Annotated in this window: 16 protein-coding genes; all 16 read right to left on the bottom strand. The window is 64.2% G+C overall.

Features of this window, described 5'->3' with window-relative positions; translation table 11 throughout:
* Positions 1 to 30 precede the first annotated feature (30 nt).
* Positions 31 to 1,383, bottom strand: coding sequence for an MFS transporter (locus IWW33_RS19875; RefSeq protein ID WP_115274297.1), 1,353 nt, complete (start codon positions 1,381 to 1,383; stop codon positions 31 to 33).
* A 134-nt stretch (positions 1,384 to 1,517) separates the two neighbouring features.
* On the bottom strand, positions 1,518 to 2,816 hold the full coding sequence (locus tag IWW33_RS19870) for a PAS domain-containing methyl-accepting chemotaxis protein (protein WP_174142524.1): 1,299 nt from the start codon (positions 2,814 to 2,816) through the stop codon (positions 1,518 to 1,520).
* Positions 2,817 to 2,848: 32 nt separating this feature from the next.
* Positions 2,849 to 4,621: a GGDEF and EAL domain-containing protein gene (locus IWW33_RS19865; RefSeq protein ID WP_231386171.1), complete on the bottom strand. Its 1,773-nt coding sequence runs from the start codon at positions 4,619 to 4,621 to the stop codon at positions 2,849 to 2,851.
* Between the two features lie 408 nt (positions 4,622 to 5,029).
* Entirely contained in the window at positions 5,030 to 5,725 is a 696-nt protein-coding gene (locus tag IWW33_RS19860) for a response regulator (protein WP_119687475.1), read from the bottom strand.
* On the bottom strand, positions 5,722 to 8,376 hold the full coding sequence (locus tag IWW33_RS19855) for a sensor histidine kinase KdpD (RefSeq protein ID WP_174142526.1): 2,655 nt from the start codon (positions 8,374 to 8,376) through the stop codon (positions 5,722 to 5,724). The genes IWW33_RS19860 and IWW33_RS19855 overlap by 4 nt, the downstream gene beginning before the upstream one ends.
* Positions 8,377 to 8,422: 46 nt before the next feature.
* Positions 8,423 to 8,974, bottom strand: coding sequence for a potassium-transporting ATPase subunit KdpC (gene kdpC / locus IWW33_RS19850; protein WP_125924917.1), 552 nt, complete (start codon positions 8,972 to 8,974; stop codon positions 8,423 to 8,425).
* 10 nt (positions 8,975 to 8,984) lie between these two features.
* Positions 8,985 to 11,033, bottom strand: a complete 2,049-nt coding sequence (gene kdpB, locus IWW33_RS19845; protein ID WP_231386472.1) for a potassium-transporting ATPase subunit KdpB — start codon at positions 11,031 to 11,033, stop codon at positions 8,985 to 8,987.
* Positions 11,034 to 11,049: 16 nt separating this feature from the next.
* Positions 11,050 to 12,744: a potassium-transporting ATPase subunit KdpA gene (gene kdpA, locus IWW33_RS19840; RefSeq protein ID WP_125924919.1), complete on the bottom strand. Its 1,695-nt coding sequence runs from the start codon at positions 12,742 to 12,744 to the stop codon at positions 11,050 to 11,052.
* A gap of 9 nt (positions 12,745 to 12,753) precedes the next feature.
* The gene (kdpF, locus tag IWW33_RS19835) at positions 12,754 to 12,843 is read right to left on the bottom strand and encodes a K(+)-transporting ATPase subunit F (protein WP_039602773.1); all 90 of its coding nucleotides are present in this window, start codon (positions 12,841 to 12,843) and stop codon (positions 12,754 to 12,756) included.
* Positions 12,844 to 13,019: 176 nt separating this feature from the next.
* Entirely contained in the window at positions 13,020 to 14,072 is a 1,053-nt protein-coding gene (locus tag IWW33_RS19830; RefSeq protein WP_042112064.1) for an AI-2E family transporter, read from the bottom strand.
* 12 nt (positions 14,073 to 14,084) lie between these two features.
* Entirely contained in the window at positions 14,085 to 14,876 is a 792-nt protein-coding gene (locus IWW33_RS19825; RefSeq protein WP_119687479.1) for a DUF4892 domain-containing protein, read from the bottom strand.
* A gap of 109 nt (positions 14,877 to 14,985) precedes the next feature.
* Positions 14,986 to 15,840: an alpha/beta hydrolase gene (locus IWW33_RS19820; protein ID WP_115274290.1), complete on the bottom strand. Its 855-nt coding sequence runs from the start codon at positions 15,838 to 15,840 to the stop codon at positions 14,986 to 14,988.
* Complete coding sequence (locus tag IWW33_RS19815; RefSeq protein WP_115274289.1) at positions 15,837 to 16,625, bottom strand: alpha/beta hydrolase; 789 nt, start codon at positions 16,623 to 16,625, stop codon at positions 15,837 to 15,839. The genes IWW33_RS19820 and IWW33_RS19815 overlap by 4 nt, the downstream gene beginning before the upstream one ends.
* A 172-nt stretch (positions 16,626 to 16,797) precedes the next feature.
* Positions 16,798 to 17,256, bottom strand: coding sequence for a phosphohistidine phosphatase SixA (sixA, locus tag IWW33_RS19810; protein ID WP_046785236.1), 459 nt, complete (start codon positions 17,254 to 17,256; stop codon positions 16,798 to 16,800).
* Positions 17,253 to 17,600 (bottom strand): DUF4389 domain-containing protein, encoded by a 348-nt coding sequence (locus IWW33_RS19805; protein WP_046785237.1) that lies wholly within the window; start codon positions 17,598 to 17,600, stop codon positions 17,253 to 17,255. Before IWW33_RS19805 ends, sixA begins: the two co-directional genes overlap by 4 nt.
* 36 nt (positions 17,601 to 17,636) lie before the next feature.
* Positions 17,637 to 18,662, bottom strand: coding sequence for an NAD(P)H-dependent glycerol-3-phosphate dehydrogenase (locus IWW33_RS19800; RefSeq protein WP_115274288.1), 1,026 nt, complete (start codon positions 18,660 to 18,662; stop codon positions 17,637 to 17,639).
* Between the last annotated feature and the right edge of the window lie 60 nt (positions 18,663 to 18,722).

The following is an 18,722-nucleotide window of genomic DNA, read 5'->3' as shown; positions in this document are numbered from 1 at the left end:
CCCTCAGAAACCAATCGCGGCCAATGTTACTCAGGCTTGGACAGCGCGGCCCTCCAGTGCTTCGCTGTCAGCCACCATCCCCTCCCGCATGCGCTGCGCATCGCGGCTGAAACACCGCGACGCGGCCAGCAGAAACACCATGGTCAACATCAGTGCCACCGGTATCAGGTACATCGCGTCGTGCAACCCCTGGGCCTTGAACGCCTCGCTCATCACCACCTCCCCCGCTGCGTCCATGGCAGCGACGGCGAAATGGTCCGAAAGCCCGCCCACCACCACCGGCCCTAATCCACCGCCAAGCAGATACAGCCCGGCGAAATACAGCGCCATGGCCGTGGCGCGCAGGCGGGGCTGCACCACGTCCTGGATGGCGGTGTACACGCAGGTGTAGAAGTTGTACGAGAACAGCCAGCCCACGCCGAACAACGCCACGAACAGGCCCAGCTCGATCCGCCCGGCGTGCAGCGCCCAAGCGGTGGCAAGCGTGGCGACCAGCATGCTCAGCACGGCGAACATCAGCCGGCCGTTGGCAAAGCGCTGATGCACCTTGTCGGCCACCCAGCCACCAAGGGTCAGGCCTACCAGGCCGGTCACACCGACTATGACCCCGGTGGCCACTGCGGCTTGTTGCAGTTGCAGCTCGAAGTACCGCTGCAGCATGGGCACCATGAACGAGTTGCAGGCGTACGAAGCAAAATTGAACGTAAGGCCGGCGAGCACCAGCCAGGCGAAGGTAGGTACGTGAAGTACGCGGCGCAGCGGCCGGTCCAGTGGAGCCTGGGAGACGGCTACGGTTTCTGCCGCACCGCGTGCGGGTTCGCGGATCAGGAACAGGAACAGTGCCAGCACCACACCCGGCACAGCGGCGATGAAGAACGGTGCGCGCCAGCTGCCGAAGGCCTGCACCATGGCGCCGATGGTGAAGAAGGCCAGCAACAGGCCCAACGGCAGGCCAAGCATGAAGATACCCATCGCCCTTGCCCGCCGCTCGGCAGGGAACAGGTCACCGATCAGCGAATTGGCGGCGGGCGCATAGCTGGCTTCACCGATGCCCACCCCCATGCGCACCAGCAGAAAGCTCCAGAAGCTGCCGACCATGCCGTTGACTGCCGTCAGCCCGCTCCATGCCATCAGGCCCCAGCCCATAAGCCGGCTGCGCGAGCCGGTGTCGGCCAGCCGTGCCAACGGCAGGCCAGCGATGGCATAGACCAGGGTGAAGGCAGTGCCGATCAGGCCGATCTGGAAGTCGCTCAGGTGCCACTCCAGGCGAATCGGTTCGATGATGATGGCGGGTATGGTGCGGTCGAAGAAATTGAACAGGTTGGCAAGGAACAGCAAGAACAGGATGCGCCAGGCGTTATTCGCTTGGATGGCGGTCGGCATAGTCAGGTCCCTCGTTATTGTTGTTCGGGGCTTCCAGCACGCCACACGAATCTAGAGGGGGAACTGCGCATCGTCTGCCACCATTTACCGCGCTGATATCGAGCGATGCCCGGTAAGCAGTACGCTGGCCCGGTTCAACGCAAATCCTGACTCACTCGCTCTACAGCGTTCACCACACCCGTCGCGCCCTGCAAGATCACGCCAATCGCCTCACCTGCCTGCGAAGCAAGCTGCAGGCTCTGCGTGGCGTGATCCCGGCTGGTTTCTATCTCGCCAACGGCCTGGCTGGCGAGCGTCTGGTTATGCGCCACCACCGAGACGATCTCATCGGTAGCCATGCTGGTGCGCGCCGCCAGCTTTCGCACTTCGTCGGCAACCACGGCAAACCCCCTGCCCTGCTCGCCGGCGCGGGCCGCTTCGATGGCTGCATTGAGCGCGAGCAGGTTGGTCTGCGCAGCGATGCCGCCGATGGTCTGGACGATCGAACTGATCAACACCGATTGCTCGCCCAGTGCAGTGATCGTCGTGCCGGCCGATTGCAGTTGCCGGGTCATGCCCTGCATGGTCTGCTCCACTTGCTGCACCACCGCCGCGCCCTCAGACGCTCCGCCAACGGTATTGCGGGACACCTCAAGCGCCATCTGCGCGGCCTGTTTGATGGCCTCTTCGCGCTGGACCTGTGCGGTAACCACCGAGGCGAACTTGACCACCCGCACCAATTTTCCCTGCGCATCATTCACCGGGTTGTAACTCGCTTCCAGCCACACTTCGTTCCCGTGCCGGTCCAGGCGGCGGAAACGGCCGGTGACGTAGCGGCCGGTATTGAGCGTTCGCCAGAATTCTGCATATGCCGGGCTGGCGGTATCTTCTGCGCAGCAAAACATCCTGTGATGCTTACCCACCACTTCATCGAGACGGTATCCCATGCCCGCCAGGAAGGTGTCATTGGCGGCCAGCACATTGCCTGCCAGATCGAACTGGATGACCGCGCTGGAGCGCAACAACGCGTCGAGCAGCGCCTGGTTCTCCCGAGCCAGCCCGACCTCTTTGGACACGTCGCGCCCGTATGCGCGGACCTCGCATACCCGCCCTTGTGCATCCAACCGCGGATACCAGCCCAGGCGCCACCACGCCGACTTGCCATTGGCCGCATTCAGGCTCATGTCATCGTGCAGCGGCACACCATTGGCAAGCGCGCTGGCCAACCCGCGCAAGGCCTCAGCGGGAAGCCACTGCCTCAGGTAAGTGCCGGTCAAGGCATCCACAGTGACGCCGAACGCAGCAGCACTGGAAATGTTGCAGTCGACGATCCGCCAATCGGCGTCGAGCCGCAGAAAAAAACCCGCCTGCTCTATCTGCTCCAGGCATTGCCGAAGGCTTTCCAGTTCGCGTTCACGCTCGGCGAGCGTGGTTTTCAATTGCCGGTTGAACATGCTGGCACCTGCTGAGAATAGCGACGAATAAGTCAAATCTGCGACCAGCGGAGCCGGTTGTTGCAGTACCACGTCTGGAAGGCGGCCAGCGGCATGGGCCTTGCCAGGTAATAGCCCTGCGCCTGGGTACAACCCCAGGCCTTGGCACAGGTGAGCTGTTCAGCGGTTTCGATGCCTTCGGCCACAACCTGGTAACCGAGCTGGTTAGCCAACCCCACCAGCGACTGCACCAATAGGAGGTCCTTGGCACTGTGCGTGGCTTTCTGGATCAACGAGCGGTCCAGTTTCACTAGGGTGGCAGGAATGCGGCTGAGGTAAGCCCAGTTGCTATAACCGGTACCAAAGTCATCGATGGCGATGTCGATCCCGGCCTGACGTGCACGCAGCAATTGCCGCCGTACTTCTTCGGGATGCTCGATAAGCACGCTTTCGGTGAACTCCAGTTGCAGGCGCCACGGCGCGATGGCCCTGTGCTGGAGCTCGGCAAGCAAGGTGTCCATGAATGCCGCGCTCTCCAGGTCGCGCGCGGTGACATTCATGCTGATGCGCAAGTCTGGCGCCTGAGCGTGTTGCAGGATGTTCAACACCGCGCGCATCACCCACAGACTGATCGACGCTATCAGCGCGGTTTTCTCGGCCAGGGCGATGAACTCGGCAGGGGAAATATCCCCCAATTGCGGATGACGCCAGCGCAACAGCGCTTCAGCGCTGTTGCAGGTATGGCCTTGCAGTTCGACTCGCGGCTGCAGGTGCAGGCTGAGCTCGTCATCGCTCTGCAGCGCCGCCCCCAGTGAGGTCAACAGGGAGAATGCCCTGCGCTGCGCGGCGTCCACCTCCGGCTGATAGTGCGCGCAGCGGCCAGGGTTGCCACGGGCTGCGTCAGCGGCGCCGACCGCACGGCGCAACCAGTCAAGGCTGCCATCGTCGTCGCAGCGGGTGACCGGCGAAATACCGACCGCGGCGTCCAGGAGCACGGGAATCTGATGACACTGCACAGGGTCGCTCAGCGCACCGATTACCCGCGCGCACATTGCCAAAGGGTGCTGATGCACGATGACGGCAAACCGGGTGGGGCTGATCTTGTACAACGCAAGGTCCGGGTCAAGCTGGCTGACGATCAGGTCTTTCACCTGAAGGGTCAGGTCGTGGGCGAAGTTGTAGCCCAACACTTTGATCATGTGCGTAAGCACCTGCGCCGGCATGATGTCGAACACCACCACGGTCAGGGCATCATGGCGTTCAAGGCGCGTCTGCACGTCGCATTCAAGTTTTACCCGATTGAACAGCCCGGTCGGCTGGTCGTAGAAATTTCGATGGCGTATACCGGCAATGATCTGCACTGCCATGTCTGCGAACGCCTGCAACATCCCGCGCTGAGCATCATCCATGGCCTCACGCGGGACCGTATCGATGATGCAGAAACTGCCAATCGCGACCTGCTTGTCCACCAACAGCGGAGCGCCGCAATAGTAGCGAATGCCGGGTGCACCGGTGACCAGCGGGTTTTCGGCAAAGCGCGGGTCCTGCGTCGCATCCAGTACTTCCAGCGGCTGCGCCTGAAGAATGGTATGGGCACAGAACGCCACATCCCGCGGCGTGCTGTCGGCCTCCAATGCGGTCTTGGCCATGAACCACTGCTGGCACTCGCTGACGATCGAGATCAGGCACATCGGCGCATTGAAGTAACGGCCGGCCCATTCGACCAGTGTGCGCAGTTCGGTGCTGCAGTCCTGGTGCGCAACACACCATTCGGCGACCGCAGCCAAGCGCTGCTCTTCATTGGACGGCATAGGGGCGACATTCATGTTCATTTCACCTGCCCCTATCGGAATGGCAACAAGGTTATGGCTATGGGCCATTACTGAGACTTCATCACTCCTTTGAACGTTCCGCGCTCCTGCGAGGAAATCAACAGTACCGACAAAACCTGTACAAATCCAGAGCGTTGTACAATTTTTTATTCTTAGCAAAGACTTATTCGCCGTGAATACGGCAAATTCCCGGCTGCATACCTGTACAAAATAAAATTGGCGTACAAAGAAAAGAACGGCGTTGCCCTAAGGCAACGCCTGACACGGAAGCGTAAATGGGGGCGATGTTGCTGAGCGAGAACGCTCAGTTGGCTGATGGCTGCGACCATTCAGAGGAGAGGGCGCAAGGGAGGGCGTCTCATGGTGTGCAACAACAAAGGTGCAGCTTGACCGGCAATGGCCCTAGCAGGAAGGCGCAACCAGCCTGTACCCCACCCCGGCCTCGGTAATGATGAACCGCGGTGCGGTTGGATCATCCCCCAGCTTCTGCCGCAAATGCCCCACTACAATCCGCAGATAATGGGTGTTCTCCACGTGCGTCGGGCCCCAGATATCCTTGAGCAACTGCTGCTGGGTAATCACCCGCCCCGGGTGCCCGGCAAGTTGCGCCAGCAACGCATATTCCTTGCGGGTCAGCGCCACCTCAGCGCCCTCAAGCGTCACCTTGCGAAACGCGAAGTCCACGGTCAAAGGCCCGAAACTCGCGGTCACCTCGCTCCCACCCGCTTGGGGCACCTGGCGCAACAGCGCGCGCACCCTGGCCAGAAACTCCTGGATGCCGAACGGCTTGGTCACATAGTCATTGGCCCCGCTATCCAGCGCATCGACCTTCTGCACTTCACTGGCGCGCACCGACAACACCATTACCGGCACTGCACTCCACTCGCGCAACTCGCGCAGCACTTGCTGCCCGTCCATGTCAGGCAAACCGAGGTCAAGCACCACCAGGTCAGGCTTGGCCAAGGCAGCCAGAGCCAGCCCTTCGCTACCGGTGGCCGCCTCGATCACCTTGTAGCCCTGAGAGGCCAAGCTGATGCGCAGGAACTTGCGGATCTGCGGTTCATCGTCGATGACCAGGAGGGTGGCGGACTGGCTCATGGGGTTTCGCTTTCGGCTTCGGGTTGTGGGGGCAGCGGCAAGCATAAAGTGATGCAGGTGCCATGGCCATCGATGCCTTCGCTGACCAGGATCTGCCCACCATGGGCGCCGATCATGCCCTGGCAGATCGCCAGGCCCAGGCCGGTGCCCTGCCCGCCTCGGTCGCCGCGGGCCGCGGTGTAGAACATGTCGAAGATTTTCTCGCGTTCAGGCACGGGGATGCCAGGCCCTTGGTCGCTGACCGCGAACCGCAATTGCTCGTCGTGCACCGACACCTGCAGTTCGAGGCGGCCCTGGGCGGGCGAAAAGCGCGCTGCGTTTTCCAGCACGTTGATCAGCGCCTGCTCGATCAGCGCGGCGTGCACGAACAGCAACGGCAACTCGGCGGGCACCTCGGTGTGCACCCGCAGGGGCGCGAGCACCACGCGTAGGCGGTTCAGGGCACTGCCGACGATATCGGCCGGAGCGACCCAGTCGCGGGCCAGCTTGAGGCCGCCGTGGCCCAGACGGGTCATGTCGAGCAGGTTCTGGATATAGCGGTCAAGGCGTTCGGCTTCGTTGCGGGTACCCTCCAACAGTTCGCGGCGGTCTTCGGTGGGGATGGCTTTGCCCAGCGCCAGCAGGCTGTCGATACTGCCACGCATGGCGGTCAGCGGAGTACGCAAGTCGTGGGAGACAGAGGCCAGCAACGCGCTGCGCAACTGCTCGGTCTCGCCGTGCAGACGGGCGGCTTCCAGTTGTTCGGCCAGGCGAGCCCGGGCGAGGGCCTGGGCCAGCGGTTGACCAAGCGCCATGAGCAGCCGGCGCCGCTGGGCACTGAGAGGTTCGCCGGACTGGGGGCGGACACCGAGCATGGCCAAGGGATGATCGTCGACGGTCAACGGCCACCACCACCATCGGCCATCAGGCAGGGTGTCGCTGCCATGGCCGGCGGCCTGCCCATGTTGCCAGGCCCATTCGGCGGCGGCGCGTTCGTTGTCGCTCAGGGCCTGGGCCTGGCCGCTGGCCACGTGCAACTGCCCTTCGGGATTGCGTTCGAGCAGGCACACGTGCACGTCCTGCCAGCCATTGAGGTGCTGGCCGGCGGCGTTGAATACGGCTTGCCGGTCGGTGGCGACCGTAAGCCGTCGCGACAGGTCAAGCAGCTGGTTGGTCTGCGCCTGGGTTTCGCGAAGGGCCTGCAACTGCCGGCGCTGACGCGCAGCGAGGTTGCCGGTAAGCGCAGCCATGAACAGGAAGAACACCAGCGTCAGCACGTCTTCTTCGCGCTGGATGCTGAAGGAAAAATTCGGCGGGATGAACAGGAAGTCGTAGGTCAGGAATGACAAGGCAGCACAGGCCAAGGCCGGGCCCAGGCTGCTGCGCACCGCAACCAGAAGTACGGCGGCAAGGAACACCAGCGAAATATTGGGCAGCGCCAACACGCTCGACACCACCCAGGACAACCCCGTCGCCAGCACGGTCGCGGCCAGTGCCAACAGATAGTGGCGCCATACCCACACCCGCCGCGCGGCCGAACTTGTCGGTGCCGGCTGGGCATCGCGGTCAAGCACGTTGATCTCAAGCCCGTGGCTTTCGCGCAGCAACCGCGCAGCCACGCCTGCGCCGAACAGTCGACGACGCAGGCGGTCCCGCGACTGACCTACCAGCACCAGGCTGGCTCGGCGCTCGCCGGCATGCTGGATCAGCGTGCGTGCCACCTCGCCTGCGCGCAGCAGCACCACTTCCCCGCCCAGGCGCTCAGCCAGTTGTTGAGCCGCCTGCAAACGCTGCCGTGCGGTTTCGTCGCGCAGCCGCCCGTTGTCCACATGCACCAGGCTCCAGGGCAAATGCCGACGCTGCGCAACCCGGCTGGCATGGCGCACCAGGCGTTCGGCCTGATCGTCACCATCGACACCCACCAGCAGACGCCCGCGCAGGGCCGGCGCCTCTTGCCCACGCTGACGGTAGCCGTGGGCCAGGTCGGCATCGACCTGCGCGGCGGCGGCCTGCATGGCCAGCTCACGCAGCGCGGTGAGGTTGGTCTGGGAAAAATAGGCATCGATCGCAGCCCGAGCCTGCTCGGGCACGTAGACTTTGCCCTCACGCAGACGTTCGAGCAGCTCGCGTGGCGGCAGGTCGATCAGCACCAGCTCGAAAGACTCCTGCAGCACCCAGTCCGGCAGCGTTTCACGCACGTGCACGCCAGTGATGTCGCGCACCTTGTCGTTGAGGCTTTCCAGGTGCTGGACGTTGACCGTGGTGTACACATCGATCCCGGCGGCCAGCAGTTCCTGAACGTCTTGCCAGCGTTTGGCGTGGCGGCTGCCCGGGGCGTTGCTGTGGGCCAGTTCATCGACCAGGGCCAAGCCGGGGGCGGCTTTCAGCAGGCCGTCAAGGTCCATTTCCTCCAGGGTGACACCCCGGTATTCGCTGCGTAGCAGAGGATGCTGGGCGAGGCCTGAGAGGAGTGATTCGGTTTCGGCACGACCGTGGGTTTCGACTACGCCTGCCAGTACCTGCACGCCCTGGCGCTGTTGGGCGTGGGCGGCCTGGAGCATGGCGTAGGTCTTGCCTACGCCAGGGGCTGCACCGAGAAATACCTTGAGCCTGCCACGGCCTTCGCGCGGCAGGTTGGCCAACAACGCGTCTGCGCGGGCTGCGTCACTCATGCTTCATCCTTCAGTGGTGCCACGATCGGCATTGTCCGGGCCTGCTTCATCGCGCCAATTTGCTCAAGGCCTGGTTAAGAGCCAGAACGTTGACCACAGGCGGCCCGATCAATGGGTGGAGGGTGGCCCCTTCCAGCAGGGCTTGCAAGCGCTCTACCGGTATCTGGCGCGCCGCCGCCACCCGCGGAATCTGGTAGGCCACGGCCTGCGGTGGCAAATGCGGGTCCAGGCCGCTGCCCGAGGTGGTCAGCAAGGCTTGGGGCACCGGCCCCTGCCCTGCCTGATACAGCTTCGCGGCATCGCCCGCTACCCGTTCAGCCAGCGCCGGGTTGCTTGGCGACAGGTTGCTGGCACTGCTGGCCACGGTGGCATAAGCCCCCGCCGAAGGCCGCGAATGAAACCAGCCATCCCCCTGAAAATCCTGGGCGATCAGTGCCGAGCCGCGCACCTGGCCCTGCTCATCGCGGACCAGGCTGCCATTGGCCTGTTCCGGAAAAACCACTTGGGCAACACCGGTCACCGCCAGCGGATACAGCGCGCCGGTGACCACCGCCAACAACAGGATCAGGCTCAGCGCCGGGCGTACATATGTGTTCATGGTGGCCTCCTCAGACCAGGTGCAAAGCGTTGAGCAACAGGTCGATCAGCTTGATCCCGGCAAATGGCACGATGATGCCGCCAAGGCCGTAGATCAGCAGGTTGCGCCGCAGCAGATGGGCAGCACTGGCCGCCTGCACGCGCACGCCACGCAGCGCCAGGGGGATCAGTACGATGATGATCAGCGCGTTGAACACGATGGCCGAGAGGATCGCACTCTGCGGGCTGGCCAGCTGCATCAGGTTGAGCACGCCCAGTTGCGGATAAATGGCGGCGAACAACGCCGGCAGGATGGCAAAGTACTTGGCCACGTCGTTGGCGATGGAAAACGTGGTCAGCGCGCCACGGGTCACCAGCAGCTCTTTACCGACCTGGACCACGTCCAGCAGCTTGGTCGGGTCGCTGTCCAGATCTACCATGTTGGCGGCTTCGCGCGCGGCCTGGGTGCCGTCGTTCATGGCCATGCCCACGTCAGCCTGGGCCAGGGCCGGGGCGTCGTTGGCACCGTCGCCGCACATGGCCACCAGGCGGCCGTCGTTCTGCTCCTGGCGGATGCGCGCCAGCTTCTTCTCCGGCGTAGCTTCGGCCAGCACGTCATCCACGCCGGCCTCGGCGGCGATGGCCGCGGCCGTCAGCGGGTTGTCGCCGGTCACCATCACCGTGCGGATACCCAGCTTGCGCAGCTCGGCGAAGCGTTCGCGGATGCCAGGCTTGACCACGTCCTTGAGGTGGATCACACCGAGCAGGCGCTTGTCCACGCACACCAGCAGCGGCGTACCACCACTCTGGGCGATGCGTTCAACTTCGCGGGCCAGCGCCAGCGGCATTTCCAGGCGCTGCATGCCGACGAAGGCGAGGACGGCATCAACGGCGCCCTTGCGGTAGCGATGCTGCTGGAAATCGATGCCCGACAGGCGTGTCTCGGCACTGAAGGCAATGGCGTCGAACTGCCCCACGCCCGGCTCGACGAAGTCATGCAACTGGCGCAGGTACTCGACGATCGACTTGCCTTCGGCCGTGTCATCGGCCAGCGACGCGATCAAGGCGCCCTCGCCCAGCTCCTTGGCGGTCACCCCGGTGGCTGCATGCAGGGCGCTGCAACGGCGGTTGCCAAAGGTGATGGTGCCGGTCTTGTCGAGCATCAGCGTGTGCACGTCACCGGCCGCCTCCACGGCACGGCCCGAGCGGGCGATCACGTTAAGGCGCACCAAGCGATCCATGCCAGCGATGCCGATGGCCGAGAGCAGGCCACCAATGGTGGTCGGGATCAGCGTCACCAGCAGTGCAGCCAGGAAAATCAGTGGCAGACTGCCGCCGGCGAAGTGGGCGAATGGCTGCAGCGTGACCACTACGATCAGGAAGATCAACGTCAGGCCGATCAGCAGAATGTCCAGCGCGATTTCGTTGGGCGTCTTCTGTCGCTTGGCGCCTTCGACCAGGGCGATCATGCGGTCCAGGGTCGACTCGCCAGGGTTGCTGGTGATGCGAATGAGCAACCAGTCGGAAACCAACCGGGTATTGCCAGTGACGGCCGAGCGGTCACCGCCGGATTCGCGAATCACCGGCGCAGACTCACCGGTGATGGCCGCTTCGTTGACCGCGGCGATGCCCTCGAGCACCTCGCCATCACCCGGGATCATCTCACCGGCCACGACACGGACTACGTCGTCCTTGCGCAACTGTGCAGCGGCAACGGTCTCGAACGTGCCGTCGCGCATGCGGCGCTCTGCGGTCAGCCCTTGGCTGCCGGCCTTGAGGCTGTCGGCGCGGGCCTTGCCGCGGCCTTCTGCCAGGGCTTCGGCAAAGTTGGCGAACAGCACGGTGAACCACAGCCACACCGCGATCTGCACGGCAACGCCGGTGCTCACGTCACTGCCGGGGGCAAAGCACAGCACGGTGGTCAGGACGGCGGTCAGCGCGACCACCAGCATGACCGGCGAGCGCTTGAGCTGACGCGGGTCAAGCTTGACGAATGCTTGCACCAGCGCCGGGCGCCACAGCGCAGTGAAGCGGGTCTGGTCCTTGGCGCTGTGCCGGGCGTTCACTTCAGGAATGGGCATGTTCATGGTCGGTTCCTCAGAAACCCAGGCTCAGGTGTTCAGCGATTGGCCCAAGGGCCAGGGCCGGCAGGAAGGTCAGGCCGCCCACCAGCAGGATGGTCACCAGCAGCAGGCCGGTGAACAGCGGGCCGTGGGTAGGGAAGCTGTTCAGCCCTTGCGGCGCGCTTTTCTTCGCGGCCAGGCTGCCAGCCAAGGCCAGGATCGGCAGGATGTAGCCAAAGCGGCCGATGAGCATGGCCAGGCCGATCATCACGTTGTGGAACACGGTGTTGGCACCGAACCCGGCGAACGCCGAGCCGTTGTTCGCGGCGCCCGAGGTGTAGGCGTACAGCAACTGGCTGAAACCATGTGCACCTGGGTTGCTGACCGCGCCGGCAGGGCCCGGCAGGCTGGCGGCGATGGCACCAAGCACCAGCACGCCGACCGGCATCACCAGCAAGGTTGCCACCAACAGTTGCACTTCCCGGGCCTGCAGTTTCTTGCCAAGGTATTCCGGGGTGCGGCCGATCATCAAGCCTGCCAGGAACACCGCGATCAGCACGAACAGCAACATGCCGTAGAGCCCCGCGCCAACGCCGCCGAAGATCACCTCGCCGACCATCATGTTGACCATGGCGACCATGCCGGTAAGCGGGTTGAGGCTGTCGTGCATGGCGTTGACCGACCCGTTGGACGCTGCGGTGGTGGTCACCGTCCACAACACCGAGCCGGTCGTGCCGAAGCGGCTTTCCTTGCCCTCCAGGGGTGCGCTCTGCTGAACCTGCGCGCTGTCCAGCGCCGGGTTGGGCTGGTGCTCCGACCACAGCGCGGTCGCGCCGCCAATCAGGAACAGGCCCAGCATGCAGGCCAGAATCGCGCGGCTTTGGCGCAGGTCCTTGACGTAATGGCCGAAGGTGAAGACCAGGGCGGCCGGGATCAGGATGATCGAAGCCACCTCGAACAGGTTGCTCCAGGCCGTTGGGTTCTCAAACGGGTGTGACGAGTTGACGCCGAAGAAGCCGCCGCCGTTGGTCCCCAATTGCTTGATGGCGATCTGGCTGGCGGCAGGGCCGAGCGGTATCGTCTGGTCAGCACCTTGCAGGGTCACCGCGTGGGCGTAGTCGGCGAAGGTCTGCGGCACACCCTGCCAGACCAGCAGCAGCGCGAGCACCAGGCACAACGGCAGCAGGCCGTAAAGGGTGGCACGGGTCATGTCGACCCAGAAGTTGCCAATACTGCTGGTCGAGCGCCGGGAGATGCCGCGGCACAAGGCGACCAGCACGGCCAGCCCGGTAGCGGCGCTTACGAAGTTCTGCACGGTCAGGCCGAGCATCTGGCTCAGGTAACTGACCGAGGCTTCACCGCTGTAAGCCTGCCAGTTGGTGTTGGTGACAAAACTCACCGCAGTGTTGAAAGCCAGCGACCATTCCTGGCCGGGCAGGTGCTGCGGGTTGAGCGGCAGGTAGCCTTGCAGTAAAAGTACGCTGAAGAGCAGCACGAAACCGGCCAGGTTGAACGCCAGCAGCGCCAGGGCGTACTGCTTCCAGTTCTGTTCCTGATCGGCGCGCACGCCGGCCAGCCGATAGCAGCCCCGCTCCACCGGCCCAAGTAGCGGCGTCAGCCAAGTCCGCTGGCCCTCCATGACGTTGAAGTAGAAGCGCCCGAGCCAGGGTGCCGGCAGCAGCACGATGGCGAAAAACGCCAGCAGCAACGCGAAGTCATAACTGTGCATGGCCGCTCCCTAGCTGCGATCGGCGCGCAGCAGCGCCATCAGCAGGTAAACCGCCAACGCCACTGCCAGTAGCAGTGACAGCCCGTCGAGCATGTTCATGTGTGGATCTCCCCTGGTTACGGCTTGGGCCGCTTTGGGGGAATTGTCCAAGGGAGGGGCGTAAAGGGGCGAGATCGAGGGGTGGGGCTGGAAATAAAGAATGCGTAAAGATCAGATTTGTCGTGTTACCTGCACCGGCCCATGCGCAGGGCAAGCCCGCCCGGGCCGACGCAAGGTTAACGTTGTGGCGTTGGCTGCCCGGCGTTGCGGCTCCAGTCCAGCAGCAGGCTATACCCTACCGCCAGCAGGGTTGGCCCGATGAACAGGCCAATGAAGCCAAAGGCAATCAAACCGCCAAACACCCCGAGCAGCACGATCACCAGCGGCAGGTTGCCGCCCCTGCTGATCAGGTAAGGCTTGAGCACGTTGTCCACGCCACTGATGACGAAGGTGCCCCAGATACCCAGGAACACCGCCATGCCGTACTCACCCTGCCATACCAGCCAGGCAGTTGCGGGTATCCACGCCAGTGGCGGCCCCATGGGGATCAGGCTGAGCATGAAGGTGACCAGGCCCAGCACGATGGCCCCCGGCACACCGGCGATCAGGAAGCCGATCAAGGCCAGCAGTGCCTGTGCCGCCGCAGTACCGATCACCCCGTTGACCACCCGTTGCACGGTGCCCGCCACCAGCTCCAGGTAATACTCGGCGCGCTCACCTACAAGGCGGTTCAGCAAACGCAGGACGAACGCCGCCAGGCGCGGGCCGTCACGATAGAAGAAGAACACGAAGACCAGGCTCAGCGTCAGCTCCAGCACACCACTGCCGATCTGCGCACTGCGTGCCAGCAACCAGTTGCCGACCTGGCCCAGGTGAGGCTTGACCGACGCGATCAGCGCGGCGCCCTGCTGGTCGAGAGACTGCCAGCCGCTGACCAGGCGTTCACCGACCAGGGGAATGCCGCCCAGCCACGCGGGGGCATCAGGCAAGCCATCGACCTGCACGTCGCGCACGAAGGCGGTGGCGTCCCGAACATGGTCGGCGAGGTTGAAGCCCAACCACACCAACGGCAAGGCCACGATGAGTATCCAGGCCGAGGTCAGCAGGCCTGCCGCCAGTGTTTCACGCCCACCCAGTGCGCGTGTCAGCAGGCGCATCAGCGGCCAGCTGGCAAACGCCAGGATAGCCCCCCACAACAACGCGGAAATGAAAGGTGCCATCACCCACAACGCAGCGCCGAGCAAGGTCAGCAGGATAATCTGGATCAGCAGGCGATCATTGTTGGCCATGGTGGCGCTCATTCAACGGATCAGTTCCAGGTGCAGGCCATCGGTGGGGGCATTGCCGACTTCGAGCCGGTTGCTGCGTACACCGGCCCTGACCAGCTGCTCGCGCCAGACCTCAGCCTGGGGACCGCTGAGGCTTGCACGCAACGTGCTGTCCAGGTTCAGGCTGCGACCCAACAAGGTCACCCAGGAAGGTTGCGGCACAGCCAGGTCGGGGTAGTCGAGCTTGCCCGTGTCGCGCATTTCGCGCAGCACCGTAGCCGGCGTAGGCATCAGTTCACCCAGCGGGCTGCTGGCGACGAACTCTTCCACGTGTAGGTAGGCGCGGCGGTTGCCGCGGGTAACGCTGTAAAGCGCTACCAGGGTGTCTGCCTCTTTGGCGGAGCGGCGCAGGAGGATGAACGCCTGCTGCTCGTCACCGCCATTGAGCCGCGCGCTGCCGAATACCTCATTGCCCCACAGGCTGGCTTCGCCACAATCGCGGCCCTGACACCAGAACAATGGGTAACCGCCATCGCGCTGCAACGCTTCGCGGGCACTGGTGAAGGCTTCACGAGCCGTACGCTCGGCCGGCAGTTCGTAAGTGATGGAACTTACCTGCCCTCGGCTCTCGACCTTGTCATCCACGCGCAGACGGCCGCTGATCTTGCGTAGCGGGCCCATTGGGTAGACCCGCTCCTGCTCGACTGCCGGGCGTTGTTCGACCACTTTGGCATCCACGGGCACGGGCAGGGCGCCGGCCCACAGCAGCGGGCTTACGAGCGCCAGGCAGGCGCCGGCAGTACGAATCATGACGGGCACGCTCATCGGCGACCCGCGCGGCGGCGAGCGCCGTAATGAAGCTCCAGGATGTCTGGCAGTTGCATGGTTGTCTCCCTGTTCAACCCGCCAAGCCTCGACACTTGTCCGGCTCAAGTCAAGCAAAGCCAAAGAAGCGATTGATACAGTCTGCGACAAGGGCCGCGCCGTGTTCATCGTTCAGGTGCAGATGATGGCCACCGGGCAGCACCTTCTGTTCAAAGGGTAGCTGTTGCAGCAGCTCAGCGTGGCGCGCCAGCATGCCGTCGGCCGCCACCACCAGGCACGCCGGGCAGTTCACCCGGCGCACGTAGGCCATGGCCTGGGCATGGCTCAAGCGCACCGGCGATGGCAACGTCAGGCGGCTGTCACTGCGCCAACTGTAACCGCCAGGCACCGGCATCAGGCCGCGCTGGGCGAGCAACTCGGCAGCGTCCCGGCTGACCGCGACCATGCCCTTCATGCGCGCCTGCACGCCCTCCTCCAGGGTCTTGTAGACCGACTTGCGTTTGCCATCCAGGCGCAACTGGGCTTGCAGCGCCAACCCCAGGCGCTCGCCGGCATCCGCTTCGGCGCCGGTCGGCGGGATGACGCCGTCGATCAGCGCCAGATGGCTGACCCGCTCTGGCAGGGCGGCGGCCAGCTGCACAGAAATGATCGCCCCCAGCGAATGCCCCAACAGGGCAAACCGTTGCCAGCCCAGTTGTTCGGCAACCCGCAGTACATCATGGGCGTAGTCGGCCAGCGCATAGCCGGCGCCTGGCGGGCGGTGCTGCGAGTAGCCATGCCCGGCAAGGTCCAGGGCGAGGATGCGCAGGCCTTTCAATTGCGGTGCGAGGCGGGCAAAACTGTTGGCATTGTCCAGCCAGCCATGCAGGGCGATCACCGGCAGGCCGTCTTCGGGGCCGAACAGGTGAGCAGCCAGCTCGATATGACCCAGGCTGAGGCGGACTTCCTCCACGTGGGCACTCATGCCTGGCCCCAGCGGTCGAACAGGCCTTTGATCAGGCTGGCAGTGTCCGTCGGCCGCTCCAGGGGGAACATGTGCCCACCGGGTACGCTGTGGTACTCGCCCTTGGGCATGCCGCGCACAGCCAGCGTGTGGTGGCGACGAATCACGTTGCTGCGCTCACCCCGCACCATCGCCAGTGGCACCTGAAGCTGCCGCGCAGGGGCCGGGCTTGCGTGAGGGATGCTGCGGTAGATGCTGATTTCGGTAGCCGGATCGAAGCGCAGGCGTACCCCCTGCTCCATGTCTTGCAGGCCATGCTCGAGGTAGGCTTCCAGGCAGTCGGGGTCGAAATGCCGGAACAGCTTTTTGCTGGCGAAATAGTCCCGTGCGCTGGCGCGGTCGCTGAACGCCTCGCGCCGGCCCAGCGTGCGGCCTGCAGGGGTGATGCGGTCAATGAAGCCAAAGCGCTTGGCGGTGCGCAGCAACCACTGATCGGCGCGGGTCAGCACCGGTGAGTCAAGCATGACCACACCGCGGTAGTAAGCAGGACACCGCAGGGCTGCATGCAGGTGCAGCACACCACCCAGCGAGTGGCCGACACCCCACACCGGCTGATCCTGCCTGGCCAGGTGGTGTAAAAGCTCATCCACCAGGCTCTGCCAGTTCTCATTCACCGGAAAACGGGGGTCATGGGCATGCTGGGGCAGATGCTGCACCTGGTAATCCGGCGCCAGGGCCGCGAACAGCTTGCCGTAGGTGGCCGACGGAAAGCCGTTGGCATGGGCGAAGAAGATCTGCTGCGACATGGCACCTGGTCCGGTACGAGGATGATGGCCCATTGTCGGCATCCCGCGGGCGCTCGGCAACGTCCGTAAAGGTCATCGGCGAGGGCGATCAGGTCACCAGGCGCTGACGAAGCCGGGCTGCGAGTAATCGGCTGGGGCACGGCAACAGGCGCAAACGCCCGTTGCCGATCAATCAAGGGGCGTGCTGCAGGGCCTGCAGGGTCATCAGCCCCGCCAGCGGCCAGTCGCCTTCAAGCTGCGCCAGGCTGGCGGTGCTCAAAGGCGCAGGCTGTTGCGCGTGGCCATGCTCCAGCATGCCGACCAGCGCACCCACCAACGGCTGGTGGCTGACCAGCAATACGTGCTCAAGCCCCAGGCGTTCGAGTTCAGCGATCACCTCCTGCACATTGCTGTCGGGCGTCAGCCAGGGCACGGTGCGCACCGGCTCGGCGAAACCGAGGGTGTCATGCACCAGGGCGGCCGTTTGTTGAGCACGCACGTAGGGGCTGGCAATGATGGCCTGCAGCGGCTGGCCGAGCAGATGCGCAGCACTGTGCAGCACCTGCTCGCGGCCGTGGGCAGTCAGGCGCCGCTCGGCGTCGGTGTTGGCCCTGGGCTCTGCCTCACCGTGGCGCAATACCCACAGCTTCACAGTTTGGGCTCCTCATCGCGCACCGGGTGGGGTGCAGGGGCAACGGCATGCGGCGCTTCGCCTTCCGGCGCACGCGGTGTGGGCCAGTCTGCGAAAGGCCACGGCTTGCTGTCGGTATGGAAGGTGCCAAAGCGACCGATCTGCGCCAGGTACTGGCTCAGGCTGTCGCCGAAGTTCATCAGGCTGGCGCTCGGTGCGCCGTAGATCAGACGGTAGATGAGCTGCACCAGCACCAGGCCGCCGAGCAGCAGCTCGGCCAGTTGCCACACCACCAGAAACACCAGCATCCACAGCACGCGCAGGATGATCGACTCGCGCTGGGCGCGCTCAGGGGTATCGTTCATGTGTCGCTCCTTGTTCTGTTCAAAGCCGCTAAAGGCTCAGTTGAAACCGCTGATGGAAATGAAGTCGACGTCGGTCTTGGGCTCGGCGCGCATCAGGCGCTCGATCACCTGGTTCAGCGTGCGGCCTTCGAAGAGGATGGCATGCAGCCCTGCTACCAGCGGCATGTAGACCTGGACCTCTTCAGCCTTGGCCTTGAGCACCTTGAGGGTATTGACCCCTTCGGCCACCTCGCCCAGGCGACTGACCGCCTGCTCCAGCGTCAAGCCCTGGCCCAGGGCGTGACCGACCTGGTAGTTGCGGCTCTTGGGCGAAGAACAGGTGACGATCAGGTCGCCGACCCCGGCAAGGCCGAGGAAGGTCATGGGGTTGGCGCCCTGGCTCACGGCGAAACGAGTCATTTCGGCCAGCGCACGGGTAATCAGCATGCTCTTGGTGTTTTCGCCCATGCCCAGCGCCACGGCCATGCCAGCAATGATCGCATAGACGTTCTTCAGAGCCCCACCCAGCTCGACACCGAAGCGGTCGCTGCTGGCGTAGACCCGGAAGGTACTCCCGTGCAATACCGCCTGCACGCGCTGGCAGAGGTCTTCATCTTCACTGGCGACCACGGTAGCGGTGAGCGCATGCTCAGCGATCTCGCGGGCCAGGTTTGGCCCGGACAACACACCGATTCGCGCATCGGGCGCGATCTCTTCGAGGATCTGGCTCATCAGCTTGAAGCTCTGCGCTTCGATGCCTTTGGTCAGGCTGACCAGGCATTTGCCGCGCAGCAACCCGGCATGCGGGGCCAAAACGCTGCGCAAGGCGCTGGAGGGCAGCGCGACGAAGATCAGGTCGCTGTAGTGCAACGTGGCCAGCAGGTCGTTGACCGGCTCGACGCCGTCATGCAGACGGATGCCTTTGAGGTAGCGCGGGTTTTCGCGATTGACGCGCATGGCCTCGGCCTGCTCAGGGTCACGCATCCATTGGCGTACCGGCACGCCGTTCTGCGCCAGCAGGTTCGCCACGGCGGTGCCGAAGCTGCCGCCTCCCAGAACTGCAACAGGTTGCTGTTCAGTCATATTCAATCCGTTAAAGCCATAAGTTAAGTGGCGACCGGGCCATTATACGGCAAGCTGCAA

Origin of the sequence: Pseudomonas sp. M2 (assembly GCF_015751845.1) — a bacterium.
Lineage (GTDB): Bacteria > Pseudomonadota > Gammaproteobacteria > Pseudomonadales > Pseudomonadaceae > Aquipseudomonas > Aquipseudomonas putida_E.
The sequence above is the reverse complement of the archived record's forward strand: the minus strand, read 5'-3'. Positions and strand labels throughout refer to the sequence as shown.